This is a genomic window from Mesorhizobium sp. M0968 (genome assembly GCF_040319065.1).
Lineage (GTDB): Bacteria > Pseudomonadota > Alphaproteobacteria > Rhizobiales > Rhizobiaceae > Mesorhizobium.
In genome coordinates this window covers 44,428-67,909 of record NZ_JAMYNL010000011.1, presented here as the reverse complement: position 1 = coordinate 67,909, position 23,482 = coordinate 44,428, and the positions used below count along the sequence as shown (strand labels likewise).

24 protein-coding genes and 2 pseudogenes are annotated in these 23,482 nt (G+C 60.8%); 18 read left to right on the top strand and 8 right to left on the bottom strand.

The window, feature by feature from the left end; genetic code table 11:
* Positions 1 to 237 precede the first annotated feature (237 nt).
* Together NKH67_RS20030 and NKH67_RS20025 are read right to left on the bottom strand one after the other, a co-directional pair.
* Positions 238 to 873: an Lcl C-terminal domain-containing protein gene (locus tag NKH67_RS20030; protein ID WP_352771857.1), complete on the bottom strand. Its 636-nt coding sequence runs from the start codon at positions 871 to 873 to the stop codon at positions 238 to 240.
* Between the two features lie 225 nt (positions 874 to 1,098).
* Positions 1,099 to 1,929: pseudogene (locus tag NKH67_RS20025) on the bottom strand (IS5 family transposase).
* A gap of 355 nt (positions 1,930 to 2,284) precedes the next feature.
* On the opposite strand from NKH67_RS20025, the gene NKH67_RS20020 reads away from it, so the two are divergent.
* Complete coding sequence (locus tag NKH67_RS20020; RefSeq protein ID WP_353031701.1) at positions 2,285 to 2,455, top strand: hypothetical protein; 171 nt, start codon at positions 2,285 to 2,287, stop codon at positions 2,453 to 2,455.
* 713 nt (positions 2,456 to 3,168) lie between these two features.
* On the opposite strand, the gene NKH67_RS20015 is transcribed toward NKH67_RS20020, so the two are convergent.
* Both NKH67_RS20015 and NKH67_RS20010 read right to left on the bottom strand, forming a co-directional pair.
* Positions 3,169 to 3,474 carry a hypothetical protein gene (locus NKH67_RS20015; RefSeq protein ID WP_353031699.1) on the bottom strand — a complete coding sequence of 102 codons (306 nt, stop codon included), beginning with the start codon at positions 3,472 to 3,474 and terminating at the stop codon, positions 3,169 to 3,171.
* Positions 3,475 to 4,144: 670 nt separating this feature from the next.
* Positions 4,145 to 5,038 (bottom strand): hypothetical protein, encoded by an 894-nt coding sequence (locus tag NKH67_RS20010; protein ID WP_353031697.1) that lies wholly within the window; start codon positions 5,036 to 5,038, stop codon positions 4,145 to 4,147.
* A gap of 639 nt (positions 5,039 to 5,677) precedes the next feature.
* Here NKH67_RS20010 and NKH67_RS20005 point away from each other — a divergent pair.
* Positions 5,678 to 5,803: a hypothetical protein gene (locus NKH67_RS20005; RefSeq protein ID WP_352612592.1), complete on the top strand. Its 126-nt coding sequence runs from the start codon at positions 5,678 to 5,680 to the stop codon at positions 5,801 to 5,803.
* 233 nt (positions 5,804 to 6,036) lie between these two features.
* Here the strand turns inward: NKH67_RS20005 and NKH67_RS20000 are convergent, their stop codons facing one another.
* Both NKH67_RS20000 and NKH67_RS19995 read right to left on the bottom strand, forming a co-directional pair.
* Entirely contained in the window at positions 6,037 to 6,255 is a 219-nt protein-coding gene (locus tag NKH67_RS20000) for a DUF3072 domain-containing protein (RefSeq protein WP_352502879.1), read from the bottom strand.
* A 388-nt stretch (positions 6,256 to 6,643) separates the two neighbouring features.
* Positions 6,644 to 7,318, bottom strand: a complete 675-nt coding sequence (locus NKH67_RS19995) for a Crp/Fnr family transcriptional regulator (protein WP_353031746.1) — start codon at positions 7,316 to 7,318, stop codon at positions 6,644 to 6,646.
* Positions 7,319 to 7,693: 375 nt separating this feature from the next.
* Here NKH67_RS19995 and NKH67_RS19990 point away from each other — a divergent pair, with 375 nt between their 5' ends.
* Entirely contained in the window at positions 7,694 to 7,924 is a 231-nt protein-coding gene (locus NKH67_RS19990) for a hypothetical protein (protein WP_352502878.1), read from the top strand.
* On the top strand, positions 7,918 to 8,232 hold the full coding sequence (locus NKH67_RS19985) for a GSU2403 family nucleotidyltransferase fold protein (RefSeq protein WP_353031745.1): 315 nt from the start codon (positions 7,918 to 7,920) through the stop codon (positions 8,230 to 8,232). The genes NKH67_RS19990 and NKH67_RS19985 overlap by 7 nt, the downstream gene beginning before the upstream one ends.
* A 227-nt stretch (positions 8,233 to 8,459) precedes the next feature.
* Here the strand turns inward: NKH67_RS19985 and NKH67_RS19980 are convergent, their stop codons facing one another.
* Together NKH67_RS19980 and NKH67_RS19975 are read right to left on the bottom strand one after the other, a co-directional pair.
* On the bottom strand, positions 8,460 to 8,846 hold the full coding sequence (locus NKH67_RS19980) for a type II toxin-antitoxin system VapC family toxin (protein WP_353031695.1): 387 nt from the start codon (positions 8,844 to 8,846) through the stop codon (positions 8,460 to 8,462).
* Positions 8,846 to 9,103 carry a type II toxin-antitoxin system VapB family antitoxin gene (locus tag NKH67_RS19975; protein ID WP_031195575.1) on the bottom strand — a complete coding sequence of 86 codons (258 nt, stop codon included), beginning with the start codon at positions 9,101 to 9,103 and terminating at the stop codon, positions 8,846 to 8,848. The genes NKH67_RS19980 and NKH67_RS19975 overlap by 1 nt, the downstream gene beginning before the upstream one ends.
* Before the next feature lie 517 nt (positions 9,104 to 9,620).
* Between NKH67_RS19975 and trbB the strand changes: the two genes are divergently transcribed.
* From trbB to NKH67_RS19905, 14 genes and pseudogenes are all read left to right on the top strand, one after another.
* Positions 9,621 to 10,637: a P-type conjugative transfer ATPase TrbB gene (gene trbB / locus NKH67_RS19970; protein WP_352685421.1), complete on the top strand. Its 1,017-nt coding sequence runs from the start codon at positions 9,621 to 9,623 to the stop codon at positions 10,635 to 10,637.
* Positions 10,638 to 10,711: 74 nt separating this feature from the next.
* Positions 10,712 to 10,975 (top strand): TrbC/VirB2 family type IV secretion system protein, encoded by a 264-nt coding sequence (locus tag NKH67_RS19965; protein WP_352474837.1) that lies wholly within the window; start codon positions 10,712 to 10,714, stop codon positions 10,973 to 10,975.
* Positions 10,975 to 11,238, top strand: coding sequence for a VirB3 family type IV secretion system protein (locus tag NKH67_RS19960; protein WP_352772995.1), 264 nt, complete (start codon positions 10,975 to 10,977; stop codon positions 11,236 to 11,238). The genes NKH67_RS19965 and NKH67_RS19960 overlap by 1 nt, the downstream gene beginning before the upstream one ends.
* Before the next feature lie 11 nt (positions 11,239 to 11,249).
* The gene (gene trbE, locus NKH67_RS19955; RefSeq protein ID WP_353031692.1) at positions 11,250 to 13,757 is read left to right on the top strand and encodes a conjugal transfer protein TrbE; all 2,508 of its coding nucleotides are present in this window, start codon (positions 11,250 to 11,252) and stop codon (positions 13,755 to 13,757) included.
* Positions 13,754 to 14,503 carry a P-type conjugative transfer protein TrbJ gene (gene trbJ, locus NKH67_RS19950; protein WP_502893777.1) on the top strand — a complete coding sequence of 250 codons (750 nt, stop codon included), beginning with the start codon at positions 13,754 to 13,756 and terminating at the stop codon, positions 14,501 to 14,503. Before trbE ends, trbJ begins: the two co-directional genes overlap by 4 nt.
* A gap of 12 nt (positions 14,504 to 14,515) precedes the next feature.
* On the top strand, positions 14,516 to 14,884 hold the full coding sequence (gene trbK-alt, locus NKH67_RS19945; protein WP_353031690.1) for a putative entry exclusion protein TrbK-alt: 369 nt from the start codon (positions 14,516 to 14,518) through the stop codon (positions 14,882 to 14,884).
* Positions 14,881 to 16,251 carry a P-type conjugative transfer protein TrbL gene (gene trbL, locus NKH67_RS19940; protein ID WP_353031688.1) on the top strand — a complete coding sequence of 457 codons (1,371 nt, stop codon included), beginning with the start codon at positions 14,881 to 14,883 and terminating at the stop codon, positions 16,249 to 16,251. The genes trbK-alt and trbL overlap by 4 nt, the downstream gene beginning before the upstream one ends.
* A complete protein-coding gene (gene trbF, locus NKH67_RS19935) occupies positions 16,248 to 16,934 on the top strand; it encodes a conjugal transfer protein TrbF (protein ID WP_353031686.1) in 687 nt (228 codons plus the stop codon). Before trbL ends, trbF begins: the two co-directional genes overlap by 4 nt.
* Positions 16,931 to 17,995: a P-type conjugative transfer protein TrbG gene (gene trbG, locus NKH67_RS19930; RefSeq protein WP_502893776.1), complete on the top strand. Its 1,065-nt coding sequence runs from the start codon at positions 16,931 to 16,933 to the stop codon at positions 17,993 to 17,995. The genes trbF and trbG overlap by 4 nt, the downstream gene beginning before the upstream one ends.
* Positions 17,992 to 19,206, top strand: a complete 1,215-nt coding sequence (locus tag NKH67_RS19925; protein ID WP_353031684.1) for a TraB/TrbI/VirB10 family type IV secretion system protein — start codon at positions 17,992 to 17,994, stop codon at positions 19,204 to 19,206. Before trbG ends, NKH67_RS19925 begins: the two co-directional genes overlap by 4 nt.
* A pseudogene (locus NKH67_RS19920) lies at positions 19,203 to 19,310 on the top strand (DUF2274 domain-containing protein); the annotation flags it as partial. The gene NKH67_RS19925 and the pseudogene NKH67_RS19920, both read left to right, overlap by 4 nt.
* A gap of 41 nt (positions 19,311 to 19,351) precedes the next feature.
* Positions 19,352 to 19,639, top strand: coding sequence for a DUF2274 domain-containing protein (locus NKH67_RS19915; protein ID WP_352502869.1), 288 nt, complete (start codon positions 19,352 to 19,354; stop codon positions 19,637 to 19,639).
* Positions 19,640 to 19,942: 303 nt separating this feature from the next.
* A complete protein-coding gene (locus NKH67_RS19910; protein WP_352771837.1) occupies positions 19,943 to 20,701 on the top strand; it encodes a Tll0287-like domain-containing protein in 759 nt (252 codons plus the stop codon).
* Entirely contained in the window at positions 20,698 to 23,475 is a 2,778-nt protein-coding gene (locus NKH67_RS19905) for an ATP-binding response regulator (RefSeq protein WP_353031682.1), read from the top strand. The genes NKH67_RS19910 and NKH67_RS19905 overlap by 4 nt, the downstream gene beginning before the upstream one ends.
* The last annotated feature ends 7 nt before the right edge of the window (positions 23,476 to 23,482 follow it).

Here is a 23,482-nt window from a genome sequence, read left to right as displayed (position 1 = left end):
TAAAATGCACTGCTAAAGTAAGATAGAACGGTTTGTCTGTCGATACACGTGGCTTTTTGCATTCCGTTACGGAAATGCGTGCCTAAGTGTTGATGCAGTTAACGCATCGTAAAGAGTTGTCTTTTCCGCTCTCTTGGCCCCGTCCAAGCATCGTTCGGCGCCCACGGTTCGAATGCGGGAGGTCACGATCTGGCCTTGGGCCCTAACCTCAACCAATCTGCGCGGGCTGCCAGGCAGCTAGTCCAAGCCTGTGGCGGGCGCCCCAAAAACGCACCATACGCCTGCCTTCTTGGACGCTTCAAGCGGACGCACCAGAGTGGTGGGGGCACTGAAGGCAACGACCGCAAAGGACCCTGCCAGGCCCGGCCATTCAGTGCGGGTCCAGTATTCGGTTTCGCTACGTGCGAGCGGCGGCAGCTTGTATTGCGCGAACGCCTCGCGCTGACTTGGCCAGTCTGCCGAATCGAGGCTCGTCAGTTCCGCCATCGTCGGAAGCTCCCAGCCCATGTCGCCGTGCGGCCCGCCTTGCCCGAGCGTGGCGCAGTACCCCATCGCATCGCTCAGCGTTGCGGGTTGATCAAGCCTGTCTAGCCGGGCAACAAGGCAAGTGCGTTGGTCGACGAAAGCTTTGCCGTCATGTTCAGCGAGCAACCAGAAATTTTGATCACTCAGCGGCTGGCGGGCTTGCTTGTGCACGATACCGCAAGGTGCAGCTTGGGATTGTGACGCTGATATGGTTGCAAAAAAGGCAAGCCCTATGCTGAAAGTCGCAAGAGTGGCGATCCGATGCATGCCTTCCTCCTCCTTGGCCGCGCGTTCGACATGGCAATCGGAAGCGTACTTGAACCGGCGAATAATTGAAAGTTCCTGCACTTGCCGGGTTGCCTTGTAAATGATCGAAGCATTGGTCCACCAAGCGAATGCGTGCAGTAATCCTTGAGCCGAACACCGATCGCTTTAACCTTTCATCGAGCAACCGGGAGTATTGGCTTGTGCTCATATGCGCCGAACGATCAATTCTGGTCTGGAAGTAATCCTCGGTCGTTTCTGCGCCGTCGAGCCAGAGAACAAGCTCTAAGAGCCTGACTCGAAACTCGGTTACGCACGACGCGGAGCTGCCATGCGGCGAAGCATGAGGCCGATCGAGGCGATGAAGATCCACGCCTCGGCGCTGGCGATGGTCGCCTCGAAGTCTTTGGCGAGCCGGCGACAACGTCCCAGCCAGGCGAAGGTTCGCTCGAGGACCCATCGTCGTGGCAGCATCTCAAAGCCCTTGGCTGCGTCGGAGCGCTTGATGATTTCGATGGTCCATGTGCCGAGATTGGCCAGAGCCTGCGACAGTTTTTCTCCGGCATAGCCGGCGTCGGCGAACAGATGGCGCAACCAGGGATAAGGCCGTCGAATGGAGGCGATGACGCCGACTGCCCCATCCCTGTCCTGGAAGTCGGCTGCGTGCACCCTCAGCCCGACCAAGTGTCCCTCGCTGTCGGTAATGATATGGCCCTTGCAGTCTTTGACCTTCTTGCCGGCGTCGTTACCGCGCAAACCGGCAACGTCCGTGGTCTTTGCCGATTGGCTGTCGATGACACCGGCGCTCGGGCTCGCCTCGCGACCAGCGCAGGCGTGCCGCAGCCACCAAGTGCAAGTTGATGGTCTCCACAGCCCGTTGTCCCGCCAGGCATAGAACTAGCGTTGAACCGTCGAAACCGGCGGGAACCGGTCGGGCAATGCCCGCCATTGGCAGCCGGTCCAGGCGATGTAGAGAAGCGCGTCCACGACCGCCCGAAGTTCTGTCGTCCGCGGTCGTCCCGTTGTCTTCGTTCCCGACAGGAACGGCTCGATCAACGCCCATTCCCTGTCCGTCAACGCGTTTGCATCTCGCTGCCCCGCGCGGCAATATCGCCGGCGGGCGGTCTCCGTCCAACCCATGTCGTGATCCCGTTCAAGTCTAGACAACTCAAACGAATCACAACGGACGGGGCCACTCAACCGCTTCCACCCCCTCGGCATTCGTCTCCACAGTCGATCTCGGCCAGCAGTGTGCGTTGCCGAATTGGAGGTCTTTCGACCGCGCATGCTGGTTGAATCGAGCCTTGCCGCCGGAGGAAAAGTTTCTTGCCCGTGCCGTAACCAAAGGTTGCAGATGATAATCACTTTGAACAGCCCGGTGGGACGGCATCGCTGTCAAAACCGGACATCGGACCCTTTCCTTAGGCGCAATAACTTTGAAACAAATCCTGCCGGCAAGCGTTCCAGCATAGCGGGCGGGTTGCCGGAGGACCCAATGGCCGACGATGATATCGTCCTTCCCCAAGACCACGACGCTTCGCCACTTCGGGAGGAGGAGTATTATGTCGTCTGCCCGGCGTGCGGCCAGGCGTTCGATATCAGGTGTATGGCAGAGGCGCTTCATCACAACGAGCTGGGCCACGAGCCCTACGACCTCGACTCGTAGTCGGCAATTACCGACGGTCGTCGACGAACGTCAACCCTGATCGAGACCAACACCGAGTTCTCGCTCATCTGGCCGGCGTTGCCGTCCGGTCGGCCTACAACGAATCCCGGTCGCCAGGGCGGAGCTTCGCCGGCACGCTATGTCGTGACAGACACCTTGCGGGCTTTCAGCGACGACTTGATTGCCGTTGCGGGCGTTGTCGGTGCGGTCGTGGCCGCCACTGACCGGCATGGCCGTCAGTGGCCGGGTTCTTAACCCAGGGGGCTTGCTCCACCGCAACATGTCGCCCAGTTGCCTCGCGACGCTCCGAAGCAGGCCTTTGCCGGCATCGCGGCCGGGACAATCATGTGATCTCCATAATGCGCACCAACCGGAGCCTATCGCGATTGAAATTGCTGATCGGCGAACAGGCGCTCGTTGCAGAGAAAGGTTACGATCGATCGCGATGCCCGCGTGCCTTCACGCGAAGGCACATGCTACGCGTCTTGGACGGGCGGGCCGCCTGTTGCCGAGAGCGGACGGCAGGTGAAGCGCGCTTGCGATGGCCCGAATCTGACTTGCTTCACCAGTAACCCGGAAGACGCCAGGGACGCGCTGCGCTGGACGCGTGCCCTAGCCGTCGAGCTCCCATCTATCGGACGGCGCCGCACCCTTGGGCTGTTCAAAGGCGCTTGCATCTTCCCTGCGCCGACGCTGGCAGTGTATCCGGAGCGTCAACCCGCTGAAGTCCGGTTGCGCTTTCTCAGCCGAGTAATCGCCGAATTGTCGACAGTGATCACCCCGCCGCAGTCAATCCGCACAGTGAGTTTGTTCACCCCGCGATGGACGCGGGTGACGTCCCCAACAAGAACCACTCTGTCGCCGGCCCGGACTTTCGGTGGCGGATCAATCGTATAAGGATGGTCATACGAAGGAATGCTCACCCTGGCGCGCCCACTGGGGAGAATCGCGATCACGATACCTGCCAGCGCCACCTCATCGCCGACCTCAAATTCGCGAGGCATGTTAACGTGCAGCATGGTCTTCCTCCCGATGCCTTCCTAATTCACGCTTTGCTAAATTAATGCCCGGCCAACCAGGTTGGTTGCTTGCAATCGACTTCGTACGGTTCCGCACAATTCCAAGCTGGTATGCACTCCCAGTTGGCCTCGGATCGGCCTTGAGCGTCAAAATTCTGCAGAAACGGTTTGACGTTCAGGATGACCTTGGCGCGCCCGCCACACGGTAGCGGAGCGGCGGACTTCATCGCAGTCCGGCGATGGCATAAACGCTGAGCGTGAAGCGGACATGAATCTTTCGCGTTCAGGTACATCGTTCTGGCAAATTCGAGGAACGCCACGCCGGAAGCAGGAATCGTGTGCTGCTCCCAAGCTCCCTCGGAAGGCAAGTTGACCACCCACCCACCGTTAGTCTAGGTCCGGCCGGTGCGTTCCAAACGTCATAGAAGCCGGTCGATGGCTTTACTGCCACGCGGGTTATTGGAGCCGGATCATCGATGCTGGTGTCGTGCGCCTACGCCCACGTCAAGTTCGGTTTCATGCATGGGAGCTTCAAGGCCAGCGACGTCATCATCGAGCAATGTTCAGCCAAGCCATATGTTGTTCGCAATCGTTGCACATGGAAGGCTCCGATCGGGGTAACATCTCAACACTAGGGCAATCGGACAGACGGTGGAAAACGGCCCCAGCTTCAAAAGCTAGAACAATGCCATAAGCCTTGTGCCCTTCTTCGCGCCAGGCTTCGAGCTATTTGGCGAGCTATCCTGAGTTCGGCCAGCGTTGGTTGCCACCAGCCTCGCTGCCGTTCCGGTAATCCGGCAGCACGCCGAGCGGGCCATGTTCTAATCAATTCAGCCAACGTCGCCGGACGCCATCGGCCCCAGACGTGGTCGACGTTCGCCTCGATCAAATGCGGATAGAACGCTGCTATCTGCGAGGCGTCGACGAGTTCACCCGAAATCTCGGTGAAGACCACGATACCGTATTGCTCCGTTGCCACGGCACGGCCAAGCCGGGGTAAATCGTCCGGGGGCAGTGGGTAGCGACGTCGCCTGCGTTCGGCATACCGCAATCTGGCGGCTTTATGTTCCTCGGAGTCTTTGGACGCTTCTCGTCGCCGTTTCCTCTCCTCCGGTTCTGCGCGGCCTGCGGCCCTTTCGATGCTTGGCCAATGGCGCTTCAACTCCTCGTATGAGCGGAAAGGCACCCTCCAGGCCCGCAGTTCGTCGTCCCAGCTCGCCCATGGAACGGCTCGTAGTTCCTCAAGAACCGTCCGCGAATAAGGCGTGCGGATGCGCAGGTCGTCCGCGACTTCCAGATACCGGCTCGACAGGGGATCGAAGGCGAAGGCATCCCGTCCCTTGCTGTCATCATGTGCTGCTCGCAAATCCGCCTCTTGCACAAGCCAGCGCTGGATCCGCCGCTCTGCAGTCTTTCCTGGCACGAACCAGGTTCTGCGCTCGTCACTCCACCTGGCGCGCGGGAATGTCTGTCGAAACCGCTCAACCGCCGCACGATCGTACGGAAAGCGCGCTTCGGCACCAGGAGCCGTCTGCGGTGCAGCAGGGGCGTCGGATTTTTCCATCAGATTGCGAAGCACAGCATGCGCGCAAACAACGCGGTGCAGCTCATTTGGGTCCAAGAACATCAGAACGTATAGTTAGACCTGCAAGAGGAAGCCGATGAGGCGATCGGTGAAGACGCTCCCGCCTTACATATGCCGCTACGGTTGACCAGGATCCGCGTGAGAACTTCACGTTTGTGCTCCGATTGGCACCGGGTCCTGACGCATCGTGCTTTCGGTTGTTCTGTGGTTCCTCGACCGATAGCAGGACGGCGAGCCCGCGTCGCCGGAGGATAAGAACGACGCGGGCCGATCGGAGATATCCGATCTGGCAGCAAAAATATGAGGGAAAGAGTTTGCTGCGTGGGCAGAACTTTTCCTGCGCGCCGGTGTTCCATCGCGTGAGGAAAAAAGCCCGCCGCACAGGTTGATGCGGCGGGTCGATCAAACGCTGTTGCACCGAGCGGGGGGTCGGACATGCCCGGTGCGCGCGGACCACGCGAACTTTAGATGCACCAGCTGCGATGCGTCCACCAACCGACGGTTGGAGTTTCATTCCGAGAACTGTCTCACAGTGCGAAGCGGGCAAGTAGTTTATCGGGAACCCAGCCTTGGCACAGCACGTTGCTCAGTCGCTGGCCTTCGCAAAGGATGCATACAATGGCGAAAGACATATCTCGCGAGGAAGAGCAACGCGGCACCGAAAAAGTTTTCTTCTGGGGCGCTGCAATCGCCCTTGTCCTGTTTGTGTCTTTGGTGACCATCGCCCTCGTCGGAAGGGCCTGATCTGTTTCGACAGTAGGATTGGATCGGCGGGTGCGAGGTCTCGGTGGGTTTAGGGCGAATGCCGGGCTGTTGTACCCTATGAGCCGCTCCCATCCGCCGTTTGTCGTCTCGATCGCCGGTCGAGCCACAATGCACTGAATTCAGAAGATTCATTGCGGGTCACCTGCACCAAAACTGTCCCAATCCATCCGATCGGCTGTCCTTTGCTAGAGACGAAAAGCCACGGGCGGACGCTACAGGCCTAACTTTTCCCGGAGTGCACCAATGCGTTTAGAAGCTTCCGCCTTGCTAAGGCCGTCGGCATAGGCCTCAGGGTCGTCGGCCTGTTCGGCCAGAGTTTTCAGATATGAGGCTTGTGCGGGAGTCATTGGGTCATCTCCGCTGACCCAATCTTCCGGGTCTTTTCCGACATTTGCCGATGCCTCGATTTTTGGGTTGTGCCGGTCGCCCATGGTCAATCTCCCTTGATTGATCAGCACAATGAGAAACGATCATGATTTGTTCCGCCACAGTCACCGACCTGGTCAGTGTGTGGGATCGGTCGGAGTAACGTCGACGCTGGCCGGGACCCGGACAACACGTCGACTGCGGCTGGATGGTGGTTCCCGCGCCGGACTGGCAGCCATATCCTGCTCTGGTCGCCAACGGCGCTGACAGAGCCTCCGGTCTCAACATATCAATTCTTTGCGGGAAGGGAGAGACTCGGCGTCCCTCACTCAACGGTCGCAACCAGCAGGGGTTGCCCTTCGCGAATCGAGACCCCCCGCCCAGCATTAGCGATGGCCTGCCGCTTTAGGTAGTTTGTCTCATCCCATCGGCGGACTTCGATATTGGCGCGGATCATGGAGATGCCTGCTCGCCGATCAGGCGCGCATATTCCGCCTCCGGCTGGCCATATGAGCTGTTTGCCAAGGTGATGAGACCAATTCGATCACGGACGATGACCTCGCCACGATTTGACCTGATCAGACCGCGGCCTTCCAGCATTTGAAGTGCCAGGGTGACGCCCGGCCGTCGTACACCCAACATGACCGACAGGAATTCATGGGTAATCGGCAGCCGGTCGCCTTCTATGCGGTCGTTGCACATGACCAGCCATCTTGCCAGCCGTTCTTCCAGTTTCAAACGCGCATTGGCGAGGGCGGTATAGCTTGCCTGGATCCACGCGTAGTGCACGTACCGCAGCAGAAAAAGCCGCAGCGTCGGGCTGTCGGAAAGCGCCTTTGTGAATGGCTCGGCGTCCATGCTGGCAACCTCGGCATTCGCTTGAATGTAGCAGTCGTGCGGCGATCGATCGCCGCCCATGATCAGCGCCGAGCCGGTCATGCCCTCGAAACCAATGACTATAACTTCGGCGTCGACCTCCGGCCGGAGTTTCGCCACCATCGAGCCGATCCCCGTCTCAAAGAAGTAGACGGCCTCGATAGCGGCGTTTGCGGTTTCGAGCTGCGTCCTCAATGGCAGAAAGCTACTGTGAAGGTGAGGCCTGAGCAATTGAAGGTCGGCCGGAGACATGCGCCGCAGCAGTTCGTTTCTGTATACAGGCTCTGGGCTAGGAATTGGCTGTGGCGCCCGATCGCGGTCTTCTGAGTTTGCGACGCCAATTTTGGAGGTGTTGGGGCTGCTCATGGCTCCCTCCCGAATTGGGGCGGAAGCACGATGCTCGCTCACAGCCGGCGATGCCCTTAATGTTTATCACCGATCAAAGCAGAGTACGCCTTTCAAACCGGCGAGTCCCGAGAATTATCCGTCGGTCGATGCGGCATGTCCACCTCTCCGGGCCTCCGCGCCCCTGTCTCATAGCAGAGGAACAACCGCACTCGCATCCTTTCGGCACCGCCAGAACCCTCCGGCTGAATGTCTCTTCGGTGCCGCAAATGGAGATGTTGCATGGCTCGATCCGTAGAGCACGTTTTCAAAGACCATCTGAGGCTGCGTTCCGCCGGCGATCTCGAGCAGAATCTCAGGCACAGTTATGCCGACGTCGTCCTCTTGGCCGCGAATCCGAATCTGGTGGGCCATGATGCCGCGCGCGTGTCGTCCAAACACCTGCGCGGCCAATTGCCCGAAGGTGAGTTCAAGTACCTCTCAAAACAGGTTCGCGGTCCCACACACTGCTGATCTGGTCTGGCATAATTGGAAAACGCCCCTGCTTTCGAAGCAATCGCCATCGATGGAAAAGGCGGACCGTTAGGGCTCGTGGTTCCCGATCCGCGTATTTTTGCTGCTCACAATTCTGGGTCTCAAAACGAGCTGATCGCGAGCCAGTCAAGCGCGGTCGTGACTTGGCCCAAGCGCAAGTGGTTATCCGGCTGACGACGCAGTATCTCGAGCATCTCACCTACGAAGCAAGCGAGCTTCGGGCCCTCCCCAGGGCTGTTTTCGACGAGGCCCATCATTTATTCGTGCAGCCAGCGTCGCGGCCGTGAATGTCTGAGTTACAAGTTGGCCGGCTGGATTGGCCCTCAACTTCCAATCCATCCAAGACGCGGCCCAGCAGCGCCAGATCGGAAGGACGAAAGACGCCAGCTTGCTCTGCTTTTGGACCAAGTTGGCATGACGCCCCTTGATGCAGGCCCAGCCGACAGAGCCGAAACTAATTGGGTGCTATTACAGGTTCAAGCTGGAGACAGCCGATCATCTTACAATCTCGTGCTCATGCCGGTTCGATATCCGTTTGGCAGAAGTCTGTGCCGATGAAAAGCAGCGGTTCGTCTGCACGCTTTGCCAAAGCATAGGAGAGGCAATCGGCAAAATTCAGCGCCGCCGGGTGGTGGCCCTTGCCGTAGGTCAGCCAACCCTGGGTCGCAAGATCAACCAATTCGGAGTCGACAGGAATGATGTCGGCCTCGATTTTGCGCAGCCAAAGATCGATCTCAGCCAACGCGTGTTCGCCGCGCCTGCTGACCAGCACCATGCGTACCTCGAGCACGCAGGTTGCCGGGATCAGACGGATTGGGTCGGAGACCAGCGCTCGTTCCAGCCTTGCTGCCTCAGGCTCGCTCCGAAGGATCGCTACAACAGCTGAGGTATCGATCACCATCAGTTAGGGATTCCATGCTCGTCATACCCGATGATCTCCTCGTCGCTGCGACTATCCAGTTCAGGCAATCGTGCCACTCTTTCTCGGATGGCGCGCAATTCTGCCAGCAGACGCTCCTGAGCGGTCTCTCCAAAGCCCAAGCGGTGCAAGCGCTCGCTAAGGGCCTGATGAATGGCTGCTGTCTTACTGATACCCTGGCGGCGTGCGAGTTCATCGGCGAGAGCAACGGTGGCTGGATTTTTGATGTTCAGGGACACGAGAAGCTCCAAAAATCTACCTTTCTGGCAATTTCTACCATAGTTCTCTAGGCTCTTCAACATACCTGCTAGCCTCGCCTACCCGCGCCGGATTGACCACGACAATCGCCAGGCCGACGCCTGCCAAGCGGCGACCGCAGTCTCCCGAAGCTGCCTGTCGACTCCAATCCGACGACGGCCGGCGAGGAACTCTACAGGGGCCGCGGTAAAGAGCGTTCCGGCAGCGGTCCATAGAGCGTGAAAGCAGTCCCTTCATCCTGTCAGACGCACCTAACGAGGCGCTGATCCTCCGTCGCGATGCCACCTCTTGAATATAGCCGCCTGTTCTGCTGGAGCGGCGATGGCCAGTCGGGCACCGGGTTGCTGAGCTGTCGCGGTCGCGGCACCGCATTTCGCAAGTCTCTGCAGGTCATGCCACGATCGCCGGTTTTGCTTGTTGCAAGGCCGGCGCTCCTGCCTTTTCTAATGATCCCCGACCGCGGCAAGAACCAGTTCGTGGCGAGAAACGGGGACCCGCATGGCGACCAACTATCATGCCAGTAAGGGAGCGGTATCGCGCGGCGCGCGCATGCTGCGCACCGCCCTCGGCCCGGCGGTCGCAGGCTTCCTTGACGATCCAGCCATTGTCGAGGTGATGCTCAATCCCGACGGTCGCCTGTGGGTTGACCGTCTCAGCGAAGGACTCGCTGCAAGCAATGAAACACTGATCGCGGCAGACGGCGAACGGATCGTCAGGCTGGTCGCGCACCATGTCGGTGCGGAGGTGCATTCGGGCTCGCCGCGCGTTTCGGCTGAACTGCCCGGGACCGGTGAACGGTTCGAGGGCCTTTTGCCGCCTGTCGTCACGGCACCAACTTTCGCCATCCGCAAGCCGGCAGTCGCGGTGTTTACGCTTCAAGACTATGTCGCTGCCGGCATCATGACCGAAGGCCAGGCTGACGTCCTGCAGCTTGCCGTGGAGACACGCAAGAACGTGCTGGTGGCCGGCGGTACATCGACGGGCAAGACCACGCTGGTCAACGCGCTTTTGGCGGAGGTGGCTAAAACCGCCGAGCGCGTCGTGCTGATCGAGGACACACGCGAGTTGCAGTGCGCTGCGCCCAATCTTGTAGCGCTGCGCACAAAGGATGGTGTCGCCTCGCTGTCCGATCTGGTGAAGTCATCATTGCGGCTTCGGCCCGACCGCATCCCGATAGGCGAGGTACGAGGCGCCGAAGCGCTCGATTTGCTGAAGGCCTGGGGCACCGGCCATCCCGGCGGCATCGGCACCATTCACGCCAATTCTGCCATTGGCGCACTGCAGCGACTGGAACAGCTCGTACAGGAGGCCGTCGTCACGGTCCCGCGCGCGCTGATAGCCGAAACCATAGACCTCGTCGCCGTCCTCGCCGGCCGCGGCTCCGCGCGCCGGCTCGTCGAAATCGCCTTTGTCGACGGGCTCGATGCGGCCACCGGTGACTACCGCACCCTGGAAGCAAATCTCGAGACCACAATGACCGTGAATCACCACTCGCCCTTTGGAGCTTCAGAATGACCCCGATCCGCTTCAATTCATCGGCTATCCGCAAACTTGCCGTGGAGCTGTCGTATGCGACGACCGCCGCGATCATGACGATTGCGCCCGCCCATGCTGCCGGTTCCTCCATGCCCTGGGAGGAGCCGCTTCAGCAAATTCTCGAATCGATCGAGGGGCCAGTCGCCAAGATCGTGGCGGTGATCATCATCATCGTCACTGGCTTGTCGCTCGCTTTCGGCGACACATCGGGCGGATTTCGCCGGCTGATTCAGATCGTCTTCGGGCTGTCGATCGCTTTCGCGGCAAGTTCGTTCTTCCTGTCCTTTTTCTCCTTCGGCGGCGGGGCGCTGATCTGATGGAGGAGGAAGTCCGTGGCTTTTTCGCGCCGGTGCATCGCGCGCTTACTGAACCGATCCTGCTCGGCGGCGCGCCGCGCGCGGTCGCTATCGCCAACGGCACGCTGGCAGGCGCGGTCGGGTTGGGTCTTCGTCTGTGGATCGCGGGGCTCGTCATCTGGGCGGTCGGGCATCTCGCCGCCGTCTGGGCGGCAAAGCGCGATGCGCAGTTCGTCGACGTGGTTCGCCGGCACCTGCGCTATCCCTCGCATTTCGGCTATTGAGGTTTTTCGCCGTGATGAACCTCGCGGAATATCGAAACAAGAGCGCCAGCCTCGTCGACTATCTGCCTTGGGCCGCCCTGGTGGCGCCGGGCGTGGTGCTCAACAAGGACGGCAGTTTTCAAAGAACGGCGCGTTTTCGCGGGCCGGACCTGGACTCCGCCACGCCGGCGGAGCTGGTCGGCACGACCGCGCGCCTCAATGGCGCGCTGCGCCGGCTCGGCTCCGGCTGGGCGATCTTTGTCGAAGCGCAGCGCAATCCTGCCAGCGGCTACCCCGACAGCCGCTTCCCGGATTGCGCATCCACACTTCTCGACATCGAGCGGCGCGAACAGTTCGAAGAGTCCGGCGTGCTGTTTGAGAGCAGCTACTTTCTTACTTTCGTGTGGCTGCCTCCGGCCGAGGAAGCGTCGCGAATGGAGAGCTTGCTCTACGAAGGCCGGCAAAAGACCGGCGTCGATCCTTGGGAGCTCCTGAAGAGTTATGTCGATCGCACGCACCGCATGCTCCACCTCATCGAAGGCTTCGTTCCCGAAGCTGACTGGCTCGATGATGGCGAGACGCTGAGTTACCTGCACTCAACAATTTCGACCAAGCGGCATCGCGTTCGCGTGCCGGAAACGCCGATGCATCTCGATGGCTTGCTTGTCGATCAGCCGTTAGCCGGCGGGTTAGAGCCGAGGCTTGGCGATGCGCATCTGCGCACACTCACTATCACCGGGTTTCCGACCATGACCTTCCCGGGGATTCTCGACGACCTTAATCGGCTTGCCTTCCCCTACCGCTGGTCCACGCGGGCGATCATGCTCGACAAGACCGACGCGACGAAGCTGGTGACGAAGATCCGTCGCCAGTGGTTCGCCAAACGCAAATCGATCGCCGCAATTTTGAAGGAGGTGATGACCAACGAGGCGTCAGTCCTCGTTGATACGGACGCCGCCAACAAGGCGGCCGATGCGGACGCGGCCCTGCAGGATCTCGGTTCAGATCAGATCGGCGAAGCCTATGTCACCGCCTCCGTGACGGTCTGGGATGCTGATCCGTCAATTGCCGACGAAAAGCTGCGCCTGATCGAAAAGGTCATTCAGGGCAGGGATTTCACTTGCATCGCCGAAAGCGTCAACGCGGTCGAGGCTTGGCTCGGCAGCATCCCCGGCCACGTCTACGCCAATGTCCGCCAGCCGCCGATCTCGACTCTGAACCTCGCCCACATGATTCCACTTTCGGCAGTCTGGGCTGGACCGACTGAGGACGAGCATTTTGGCGCCCCGCCGCTGTTCTTCGCCAGAACGGAAGGCGCCACACCGTTCCGGTTCAGCCTTCACGTCGGCGATGTCGGCCACACCCTCGTCATCGGCCCGACCGGTGCCGGCAAGTCGGTCCTGTTGGCGATGATCGCGCTGCAGTTCCGACGTTACGAGCACAGCCAGGTTTTTGCCTTCGACTTCGGCGGCTCAATCCGCGCGGCCATGCTCGCCATGCATGGCGATTGGCATGATCTCGGAAGAAATGCCGGAACTGGGCAGGGGGCTGACGATCCGTTGCCCTTGCTTACTTTGGCCGATCTGTCGGACGACGTTCATACCGTTTCGCTACAGCCGCTCGCCCATATTCATCATACGCCAGAGCGAGCCTGGGCGGCCGACTGGATTGTCGACATCCTTCTGCGCGAAGGCGTGTCCATCACGCCGCAGATAAAGGAACATCTGTGGTCGGCGTTGACGTCGCTGGCCTCTGCGCCCGTCCACGAACGGACGCTGACTGGCCTGTCCGTATTGCTGCAATCTTCGCCGCTGAAGCAGGCGCTCCTTCCCTATTGCATCGGTGGCCCTTATGGCGGCCTGCTCGATGCCGAGCACGAGCGGCTGGGCGAGGCTTCGGTCCAGGCGTTCGAAACCGAAGGCCTGATCGGCACAGGTGCAGCGCCCGCCGTGCTCGCCTATCTGTTCCACCGCATCGAGCAGAGGATGGACGGCCGGCCGACACTGCTGCTCATCGACGAGGGCTGGCTCGCGCTCGACGACGGCGGTTTCGCTGACCAGTTGCGCGAATGGCTGAAGACGCTGAGGAAGAAGAACGCCAGCGTGGTCTTCGCCACCCAGTCGCTTTCGGACATCGACGGATCGCCAATCGCACCGGCAATCGTCGAAAGCTGCCCGACGCGGCTGTTCTTGCCGAACGAGCGCGCCGTCGAGCCACAGATCACAGAGATCTACCGACGCTTTGGTCTCAACGATCGCCAGATCGAGATCGTCGCCCGAGCGACACCGAAGCGCGACTATTACTGTCAAAGCCGCCGCGGCAACCGCCTGTTCGAGCTGGGGCTTGGTCCGATCGCGCTGGCGCTCTGCGCCGCATCGTCCAAATCGGACCAGGCCGCGATCGACCGGATAATCGCCGAGGCGGGGCGAGACCATTTCCTCGAGGCCTGGCTTACGAACCGTGGTCTCTCCTGGGCGGCAGACCTCATTCCCAATCTCACTGGCGTGATCGACCAATCCACAAAGGAGCTTCCCTCATGAATTCCGTTCTTGCAGGCCGCCGTATCCGTCGCATGGCGGCAGCCGGCGCAATCGTCGTCGCGACGGCGCTGTCATCGGCACCGGCATCGGCACTGATCGTGTTCGACCCAAAGAACTACGCCGAGAACCTGCTTTCGGCATCGCGTGCGCTGGAGCAGATCAACAACCAGATCAGCTCGCTTCAGAACGAAGCGCAGATGCTGATCAACCAGGCGAAGAATCTCACCTCCCTGCCAACCTCGCTGCTTGGCCAGATCGAGGCCAATTTTTCCGAGATGAAGAGCCTGCTCGGCGAGGCCGACAAGCTGGCCTATAGCGTCCAGGAGATCGAGAGCCAGTTTACCTCCGCTTACGAGAATTTCGGTTCGGAACTCTCCAGCCAGCAGCTTGTCGAGGGCGCGCGTCAACGCTGGCAGACCTCGGTGTCGGCCTTTGAGCATTCGCTGAAGGCGGGCGCTGTCGCGGTCGACAACAGCGCCGCGACACAAGAGCAGACGAGTGCGCTGGTTGGTGCCAGCCAGTCCGCGGTCGGCGTGCTTCAGGCGACGCAGGCCGGCAACCAGCTTCTTGCCGTGCAGGCCAAGCAAGTTGCCGACCTCACCGCGATGCTGGCGGCACAAGGACGAGCCGAAGCCCTTGAGCAGGCGAGGCGGGCGGCCGCACAGGAGCAGGCGCGGGAACAGTTCAGCCGTTTCATGACGGGCAGCAGCTACAGCGCGTCATCCGTAAAAATGTTCCACGACTGAGGCGAAGACCGCATGAATCTCAAGATCGCCGCCCGGATAACAGCCGTTCTTGCCCTTGGCGCCGCCATGACCGCCGCCTCCATGGCGCTGCGCGGCGGCGGCTCGCAGGACGCGTCCTCCCCGCGCTCCGCATATCCGGGCGGTGAGCCGGCAAGTGTCGAGCTTGCCCGATGCCGGGACATCGGCATGGCGGCGATCGATGACGACGCCTGCAGGAAAGCCTGGGCGGAAGGCCGCCGACGCTTCCTGCGGCCATCCCGCCCGATCATGCCAAACGTGGCTCCGTCGATCGAAAAGGACCCGACCCGGCTGCCGCCGCTCCAACAGCCAACGCCGCCTTTCGCGGAAGACCGGCCCTATCCCGAAACGGTGGCGCCATGAACGACACCGGCGTCATCGACCGCTTCCTCGAGACTTTCACTCGCTACATCGATTCCGGCTTTGGTCTGCTCGGTGGGGAAGTTGCGTTTCTCACTTCGACCCTGATTGTGATCGACATCACACTGGCCGGCCTGTTCTGGGCATGGGGTGCTGATGAAGACGTGCTGCACCGACTGGTGAAGAAGACGCTCTATATCGGCTTCTTTGCCTTCATCATCGGCAACTTCAACCGTCTTGCCGGGATCGTCTTCGAGAGCTTTTCCGGGCTCGGCCTGAAGGCTGGAGGCTCGGCACTTTCAGGCTCGGCATTGCTGCAGCCGGGCCGCGTGGCGCAAGTCGGCATCGATGCCGGCAATCCGATCCTCGAGGCCGCCAGCCAGCTGATGGGCTACGTATCGTTCTTCGAGAATTTCGTCCAGATCGTAGTGCTGATGATCGCCTGGGCGATCGTACTGATTGCGTTCTTTCTTCTGGCCGTCCAGATCTTCGTCACGCTGGTCGAATTCAAGCTGACGACGCTTGCCGGGTTTGTGCTGATACCCTTTGCGCTGTTCAACCGGACCGCCTTCCTTGCCGAAAAAGTGCTCGGCAACATCGTTGCCTCCGGCGTGAAGATACTGGTCCTTGCCGTCATCGTCGGCATCGGCTCGGGCCTGTTCGGCGAGTTCACCCAAGGCTTCGGCGCCGAACAGCCCACAATCACGGATGCGCTGTCGCTTGTCCTGGGCGCTCTGTCGCTGATGGGACTGTCGATCTTCGGTCCCGGCATTGCGACGGGGCTGGTCTCCGGTGCCCCGCAACTGGGCGCAGGTGCCGCTGTTGGCACGAGCCTCGTCGCTGGTGGCCTTGGCGTGGCTGGCGCTATGGGTGCTCGCGCCGGATTGAGCGGCGCGGCAGGCGCACTCAATGGCAGTGCGCGTATGTCGGCAGCAGCCGCACGCCGCGGCGCGCATCTGGCCGGCAGCACTTCGGCCGCCTGGGAACTTGGCGCAGCGACATCTGGAAGAGGTGGTGCAGGCTCGGTCGCCGCCGGCGTGGCGGGTGTCGCCAGGGCCGGTGCCAGCGCTGCCGTTCGACCGGTGAAGCAGGCCATGTCGCGCGCGGCGTCGGCGCTGTCCGACAGCTATGAGGCCGGCCGCTTTGCAGCTTGGAGTGCGACGAGTGGAGAGCGATCGTCGGGAACGGCTTCCTCGGGTGACTGGTCGACCTCCGAAACCAGTTCCGACGCCCCGCCCGCATGGGCAAAACGAATGAAGCGTAGCCAGGTCATGAGCCATGGCGCCAGCGTCGCCGCGCATTCAGTTCACTCGAGTGAAGATGGGGGCGGCTCGATGAATGTTTCCCTCGATCAGGACGACCGCCGATGACCCCCCTTAGACGCCCTTTCGTTCGCTACGCAAAAACGCCCCACCCCGAGACGCCATATCAGCGTGCAGCCCAGATTTGGGACGAGCGCATCGGCTCGGCTCGCGTCCAGGCGAGAAACTGGCGGCTGATGGCCTTCGGCTCTCTCGTCCTGGCCGGCGGTTTTGCATCCGCATTGGTGTGGCAGTCAACGCGCGGCTCAGTGGTTCCCTGGGTGGTGGAGGTCGACAAGTTCGGTGAAGCGCAGGTTGTCGCGCCGGCCGTTGCCGACTATCGGCCGACCGATCCGCAGGTCGCCTGGCATCTGGCCCGCTTCATCGAACAGGTCAGAAGCATTCCGGCCGACCCGGTCATCGTCCGCCAAAACTGGCTGCGAGCCTACGACTACACCACAGACCGCGGCGCCATTTCCCTCAATGATTACGCCCGGTTGAACGACCCTTTTGCCAAATTGGGCAAACTCCAGATCGCCATCGAGGTTTCCAGCGTCATCCGTGCTACCCCCGATTCGTTTCGCGTCGCCTGGGTCGAGCGCCGTTATGAGAATGGCAACCTGGCCGGCACCGAGCGTTGGACCGCAATCCTCACAATCGTGATTCAGCAACCCCGCGACGCTGACCGGCTCAAAGCCAATCCGCTTGGCGTCAATGTCAACGCCATCAGCTGGTCGAAGGAGTTTTCATGATGCGTGCAGCACCAACAAGAACGTCGGCGAAACCGGTCACGCACAATGCGCCCGAGGCACGTAGGCTTGCCCTGGCACTGCTGTCGGCAACGGCGCTCGCCGGCTGTGCATCGAAGAAATACATTCCGCCGGAAATCGCCTACGACGATGCGGTGCCTGCGGTGCGCAGGGTCGAGCCGCCTGGTCCGGTCAAAGTGGTGGAAGTGCCGAAACCGCTTCCGCTGCCTGGTCAGTTGAAACCAGTCGACGCTACGAAGGTGGAGCCGGAGCCGCCCGATCCGAAGCAGCGTATCAGCCAGGCGAACGAGGCAGCGAGGATGCAGCCGGTTCGCGACGGGTTCGTCAATGCCATCCAGCTCTATCCGTGGAGTGAGGGCGCGCTCTACCAGATTTATGCCGCGCCCGGCCAGGTCACCGACATCGCCTTGCAGCCGGGCGAGCAGCTTGTCGGCTCCGGGCCTGTGGCCGCCGGCGACACGGTGCGCTGGATCATCGGCGATACGCAAAGTGGGGCAGGGGAGCGCCAGCAGGTCCATATTCTTGTGAAGCCGACACGGCCGGATCTGCAGACCAATCTCGTCATCAACAGCGACCGCCGCACCTATCATCTCGAGCTGCGCTCGACCGAAAAGACCTACATGGCTTCGGTCTCCTGGCAGTACCCGCAGGACCAGCTGATTGCGCTGCGGCGCCAGAACGCGCAGGCTTCCGCCGCACAGCCGGTCGCGTCCGGCGTCGACATCCAGAAACTGAATTTTCGCTATCGCATCGAGGGCGACATGGCGCCCTGGCGGCCGCTTCGCGCCTTCGATGACGGTGCAAAAGTCTACATCGAGTTCCCGTCGGGCATATGGCAAGGTGAAATGCCGCCGCTATTTGTCATCGGCCCGTCGGGCGGCTCGGAGCTGGTCAACTACCGTGCTCGCCAGAACTACTACGTCGTTGATCGGCTGTTTGCCGCCGCTGAATTGAGGCTCGGCGACAAAACAAGCGAAAAGCGCGTCCGCATCGTGCGCACGGACGGCAAACGAACCTCGCCCAGCACGAGGCTGTTCCGATGAGCGACCCTGCAAATGCACCCAACCAGGACATTCGAGCGGAACTGCGCCTTCGGCCCGAACCGGCCAGGGTCACGCGACTGTCGCGCAAGGTGCTGATAGGCGTCGGTGGAGTTGCCAGCGCTGCGATCCTCGGCACGTTGATTTGGGCGCTCGACACCAGACAGCGCGGAACCGAACAGCCGCCTGAGCTCTTCACCACCGAAAACCGCTCAACGGCCGACGGGCTACAGAAGCTGCCGAAGGACTATGCAGGTGTTCCGCAACTCGGCCCCGCGCTGCCTGGCGATTTGGGCCGGCCGATCTTGCGCGCGCAGGAGCGCGGCCAGCCGATTGGGGCGTCCAACGTCAGTGGACCGCGCGCCGATCCGGAGGAGCAGCGCCGACTGGCCGAGATCGAGGCCGCACGCGTGGCGAAGCTCTTCACCGATACGAACACGAGACCTGGTCCCACACGAAAGGATCCTGGCGGCAGAGTCATAGAACCGGACACCCAATCTGGTCTGATTCCGCCGCTAGGGCCGCCACCGATCGATCCTGGCGCCGAGCAAAACGTGCAGGATCGCAAGCTGGCCTTCGTCAATGCCGAGCCAGACCGTCGCACAGTCAGCCCCGATCGGCTCGCCGCGAAGGCCTCGCCCTATGTGGTGCAAGCCGGCAGCGTCATTCCAGCTGCCCTTATCACCGGCATCCGCTCCGACCTGCCCGGCGAGATCACCGCTCAGGTCACGGAAAATGTCTATGACAGCCCGACAGGATCCCATCTCCTGATCCCGCAGGGTGCGAGGCTGATCGGCCAGTACGACAGCCACGTCGCCTTCGGCCAGTCGCGCGTGCTGCTGGTCTGGAACCGGCTGATCATGCCTGACGGCACCTCGATCGTCCTGGAGCGCCAGCAGGGCGCAGACGCTGAAGGATTTTCCGGGCTGGAGGACGAGGTCGACCGTCATTGGGGCCAGATGTTCCGGGCCGCAGCACTCTCAACATTACTGGGCATTGGGACATCGCTTGGGTCCAGCGACGACGAAAGCGAAATCGCCAAGGCCATCCGCGAAAGCACGCAGGATTCGGCCTCCGATATTGGCCAGCAGCTCGTGCGCAATCAGCTCAATGTCCAGCCTACGCTCACCGTGCGGCCCGGTTTCCCGGTTCGCGTGATTGTCAATCGCGACCTTCTTCTTGTGCCTTACGGCACGTCAAAGGATTCATCATGACCAAGCTGAAACTTTCCGCCATTCCCGATGACCGTCCGGTCAAGATCACCGTCGAACTGCCTGCCGCCGTTCATCGCGACGTCGTTGCCTATGTTGATTATCTGAACAGTCAACATGTCCTTGTCTCACAAGCAGGAGGTGAACAATGCCTGATCTGAGGCTCGGTCGGCTGCCGAAGGTTGGTGTCGTCCGCATGACGATCATCCTGCCGGAGCCCCTCAAGGAGGAACTCGACCAGTATGCGGCCGAGCACAGCCGGCTCTATGAACCCGTGGACACCGCTGCCCTGATTCCGCACATGCTGGAAGCGTTCGTCGGTTCGGATCGCGGCTGGCGCAGCCGTAAGGCGAAGGCCGGCCGTGCCCGTCAACGAGCGGCGTCTCCAGCCAGCAGCACGACGCGAAGCGGCGCTGAAGGTGATGGCTCTGCCTGAAGCTGTCCTGGTGGCTTTACCCTGAGCGAAATGCCGGTTCCGACCTAAGCGGAAGCTCGCTTGCTCCGGACCAATTCACGGCCATCACCCGAAGCCGTCATCCAGTTGGTCGAGGCTGTGGGTTGGCAATGGGGTGGCAATGGGGTGTAAGGGACGTTCGGCGGAGATGGGTTACACGCCAGGGACGCTTCGGAACAGATGGCGAATTTCGTTCCCTCCTTCCCTGAGCTTCGAAGTTTGTCGCTGCCTCCCCGGCTTTTATCGTGCTATGCTGCTAGTGGCCTTCCTGGAAGGGAAACGGAAATGTCCGGCATGTCAACGTTGACGCGGACTTTCATTGCCGCTGTTCTTGTCGGCTGCGCGCTCGTCGTGTCGTCTGCCATCGGAGCGGGAGTTACCGAGGATGTCGCGACGGGAACGCGACTCGCGGAATTGCTCCGTGCGGGGCGACGTATCATCTCGAACTACCAGACGCTCATCAATGATCCTGCTCTTGGCGACAAGCACCTCGACGGTGAGCGCATTACGAGAGAGGCCATCGCCGAATACTCAAAACACACCGGCAACGACCCGCTTTCCGGCGAATTGACCGAGCGCGACCGGCGTCTGCTTGAGGTCCAGATTGAGGCGATGCGAGAGGTGGTGGACGAACAGCAAGATAACATCAACCGCGCGGGAATCGCATTCAAGGGCTTCGTGCCGGCCGTGTTTGCGCGTCTGATGAATGACAAGTTCAGCGCCAAGGCCGGCAACGAAGCTCGGGTGCGCGTGACTGCGCCAGAGCAACTCGTGCGCAACCGCAAATCGCTTCCGGACGCCTGGGAAGCACAGATCATCGAAAAGGTCTTGGTGGATCCGCAGAGAGCGAAGGGAGCCTACACGGACGTCACAGAGGCGGATGGACGCCCGGCATTTCGAATGCTGCTGCCCGAATACTATACCGGCTCGTGTCTTTCCTGTCACGGCGAGCCGAAGGGCGAGATCGACGTGACAGGATATCCTAAGGAGGGCGGCAAAGCGGGCGATCTGGGAGGCGCGATCAGCATCGTCTTGTTCAAATGAGCGCTTTGGAACAATCACCGCACCAAGTGGAGGCCGTATCGGCGCCGGCGAGGCCACTTGCGCGTAGCTTCGCCAATCTACCGATTTCGGCCCGCATAGCTGCGCTGACAGCGGCCGGCCTTATCAGCCTCATCGTATCGTCCATCTTTCTCACGCAGGCACTTTATCGCAGTGCAGATCGAACCGCGGAGACCAAGGCATTCTTCGATGTCGCATCCACTGCGGCTGCGGCCCACGTAACATTCGGCGAATTGCGCTACTGGCTGACTGATTTGTCGGTTAGCTTGTTGATGAATTCCCAGCGCAATGCCGAGCAGGCGCGCGACCGACTGCTGACACATCTGGACCGCCTTTCGAAATCATCACCGGATGCGGTCAGGGAAATCCGCGTTGAGATCGATTCCTATGTCAAAACGGCGTTACGAGCGGCAGACAGCTATACTCAAGACAACCGCATCATCGGCAACACTCTCCTCGCCGAGGCGCGCACCCACAGCGCAAATGTGGATGCCGCGCTAAACAAACTCGTCGAACGAGCGAGCGCCGAGGCAGAAGCCGCTCGCAACGAGGTCGTAACGGAAACCCAGAAAACGGCGACGACCGCTGCCGTGCTGGTGGCCATCGTGGTGATGATCGGGTCGCTTCTCACCATCCTTGTTCTTCGCTCGATCGTCGGCCCGTTGCGGCGCTTGAACCGGGTGATCGGAAATCTGACGGAAGGACGCTATGACGTCGAAATACAGGCAGAGGGAGGCGACGAGCTCGGCGCGATGGCGCGGACGCTTCGGCTTTTCCGGGCGAGCGCAATTGAAAAGCAAAGACTGGAAGATGAGGCGGAGCGGCAAAGACGGACGATCGCAGCGGCACTCGAGGCGATTTCTGACGGATTTGTCCTGTTCGATTCGGAGGACAAGGTCCTTCTTGCCAACAGCAAATACTGCGAAATCTTTCCCGGCAATGAGCGAGCTACTCTTCCTGGGCAAAGCCTTCAGGATATTCTGAAAGGACGCTTGGCGAGCGGGCACGTCGACCTTGAGGGCGCGTCGCCGGAGGAATGGATTGCGGAGAGGCTGCGCATCCAGAAGGATCCGGCAGGCTTCGTCCACGAGGGTCGCTTCGGAGAACGCTGGGTCCGCGTCAGCAAACGAAAGACCCCTGACGGCGGGACCGTCGCCGTTTACACCGACATCACGGAACTGAAGCAGAGAGAGGTCGAACTCGAGCGGGCCAAGAGCCATGCTGAAGCGGCAAATGAGGCCAAGAGCAGCTTCCTCGCGTCCATGAGCCACGAGCTACGCACTCCATTGAACGCGATCATTGGCTACAGCGAGATGCTGATCGAAGAGGCGAGTGACGAGCAAATGAACGAGTTCGTCCCAGATGTGGAAAAGATCGCAGGGGCCGGTCGCCATCTCCTCGCGCTCATCAACGACATCCTCGATCTGTCGAAGATCGAGGCAAATAAGATGGAAAATTTCCTCGAGACTTTCGACGTCGCCGACTTGTTGCGCGATGTCCAGGCCACAGTCGCGCCACTGATGGCGAAAAACAGAAACAGTTTCGTGCTGGACCTCGCGGGCGACCTTGGGAAAATGCATTCGGACCAGACGAAGTTGCGTCATAACCTCTTCAATCTACTCAGTAACGCGGCCAAGTTCACCGAAGTGGGCCGTGTAACGCTGGCGGTTCGACGCAACAGGAGATCGGATCGCGACTGGCTAATATTCATAGTGTCGGACACCGGGATCGGGATGACGCCAGAGCAGCAAGAACGGCTCTTTGACCCTTTTACGCAAGCAGACGCGTCCACCACTCGCAACTATGGCGGAACGGGATTGGGCCTTAGCATAACCCGGAGTTTCTGCCGAATGATCGGAGGCGTTGTAACGGTCAAGAGCGAGCTCGGAAAAGGCTCGACCTTCACAATGGAGATTCCAGCCGAGTGCAACGAGGAACCTAGCGAGCAGCGATCCGCCGAACCGCTGTCGTCGCGGCCGTCGGACAAGGCGGTTCTGATCATCGATGACGAACCTGCCGCCCGAACCCTCATCGCCAGGGCCTTGGCAGAGGCGGGACTGGTGTCGATCGAAGCAGCAAGCGGCGAGGAAGGAATAGCCGCTGCGCGAGCGCATCGCCCCGTCGCAATCGTTCTCGACATTATCATGCCGCATCAGGACGGCTGGTCAGTGCTGCGCTCGCTGAAAAGCGACAAGGAGCTCTGCGAGATTCCAGTAATCCTTGCGACGATACTCGCAGATCGCGAACTCGGCCTCTCACTCGGTGCGGTCGAATACCTGACGAAGCCGATCGACACGCGGAGGCTTGTTCGAACGATAGAGGCTTGCGGCAGTGGCAACCGCGATGTGCTTGTTATTGATGACGATCAAGCCTCGCGCGATTTCCTTCGGCGTATTCTGGTCAAGAAGGATTGGCGGGTTCACGAGGCAAGCGATGGCCTGCGCGGCCTCAAGCTGATGAAGCGGTTGTTGCCGCGTCTGGTCCTGCTTGATCTGCTGATGCCCGAAATGGACGGATTCGAGACCTTGAACGAGATGCAGCAGGTGCCCGAGCTGCAGAACATTCCGGTCGTCGTCCTGACTTCCAAGGATTTGTCGGCCGATGAGCTCAAATGGCTTCGCGACAGGGCGGTCGCGGTTGTGACCAAGGGCGCAAACAGTCGGTCTCAGTTGGTCGAGGCCCTCGAGCGCCAGATATTCCCGCTTGGATCGACAGGTGCCAGCATTGCCGATCGCGGAACCGCCCCCCATGGCTGAAGGAAGC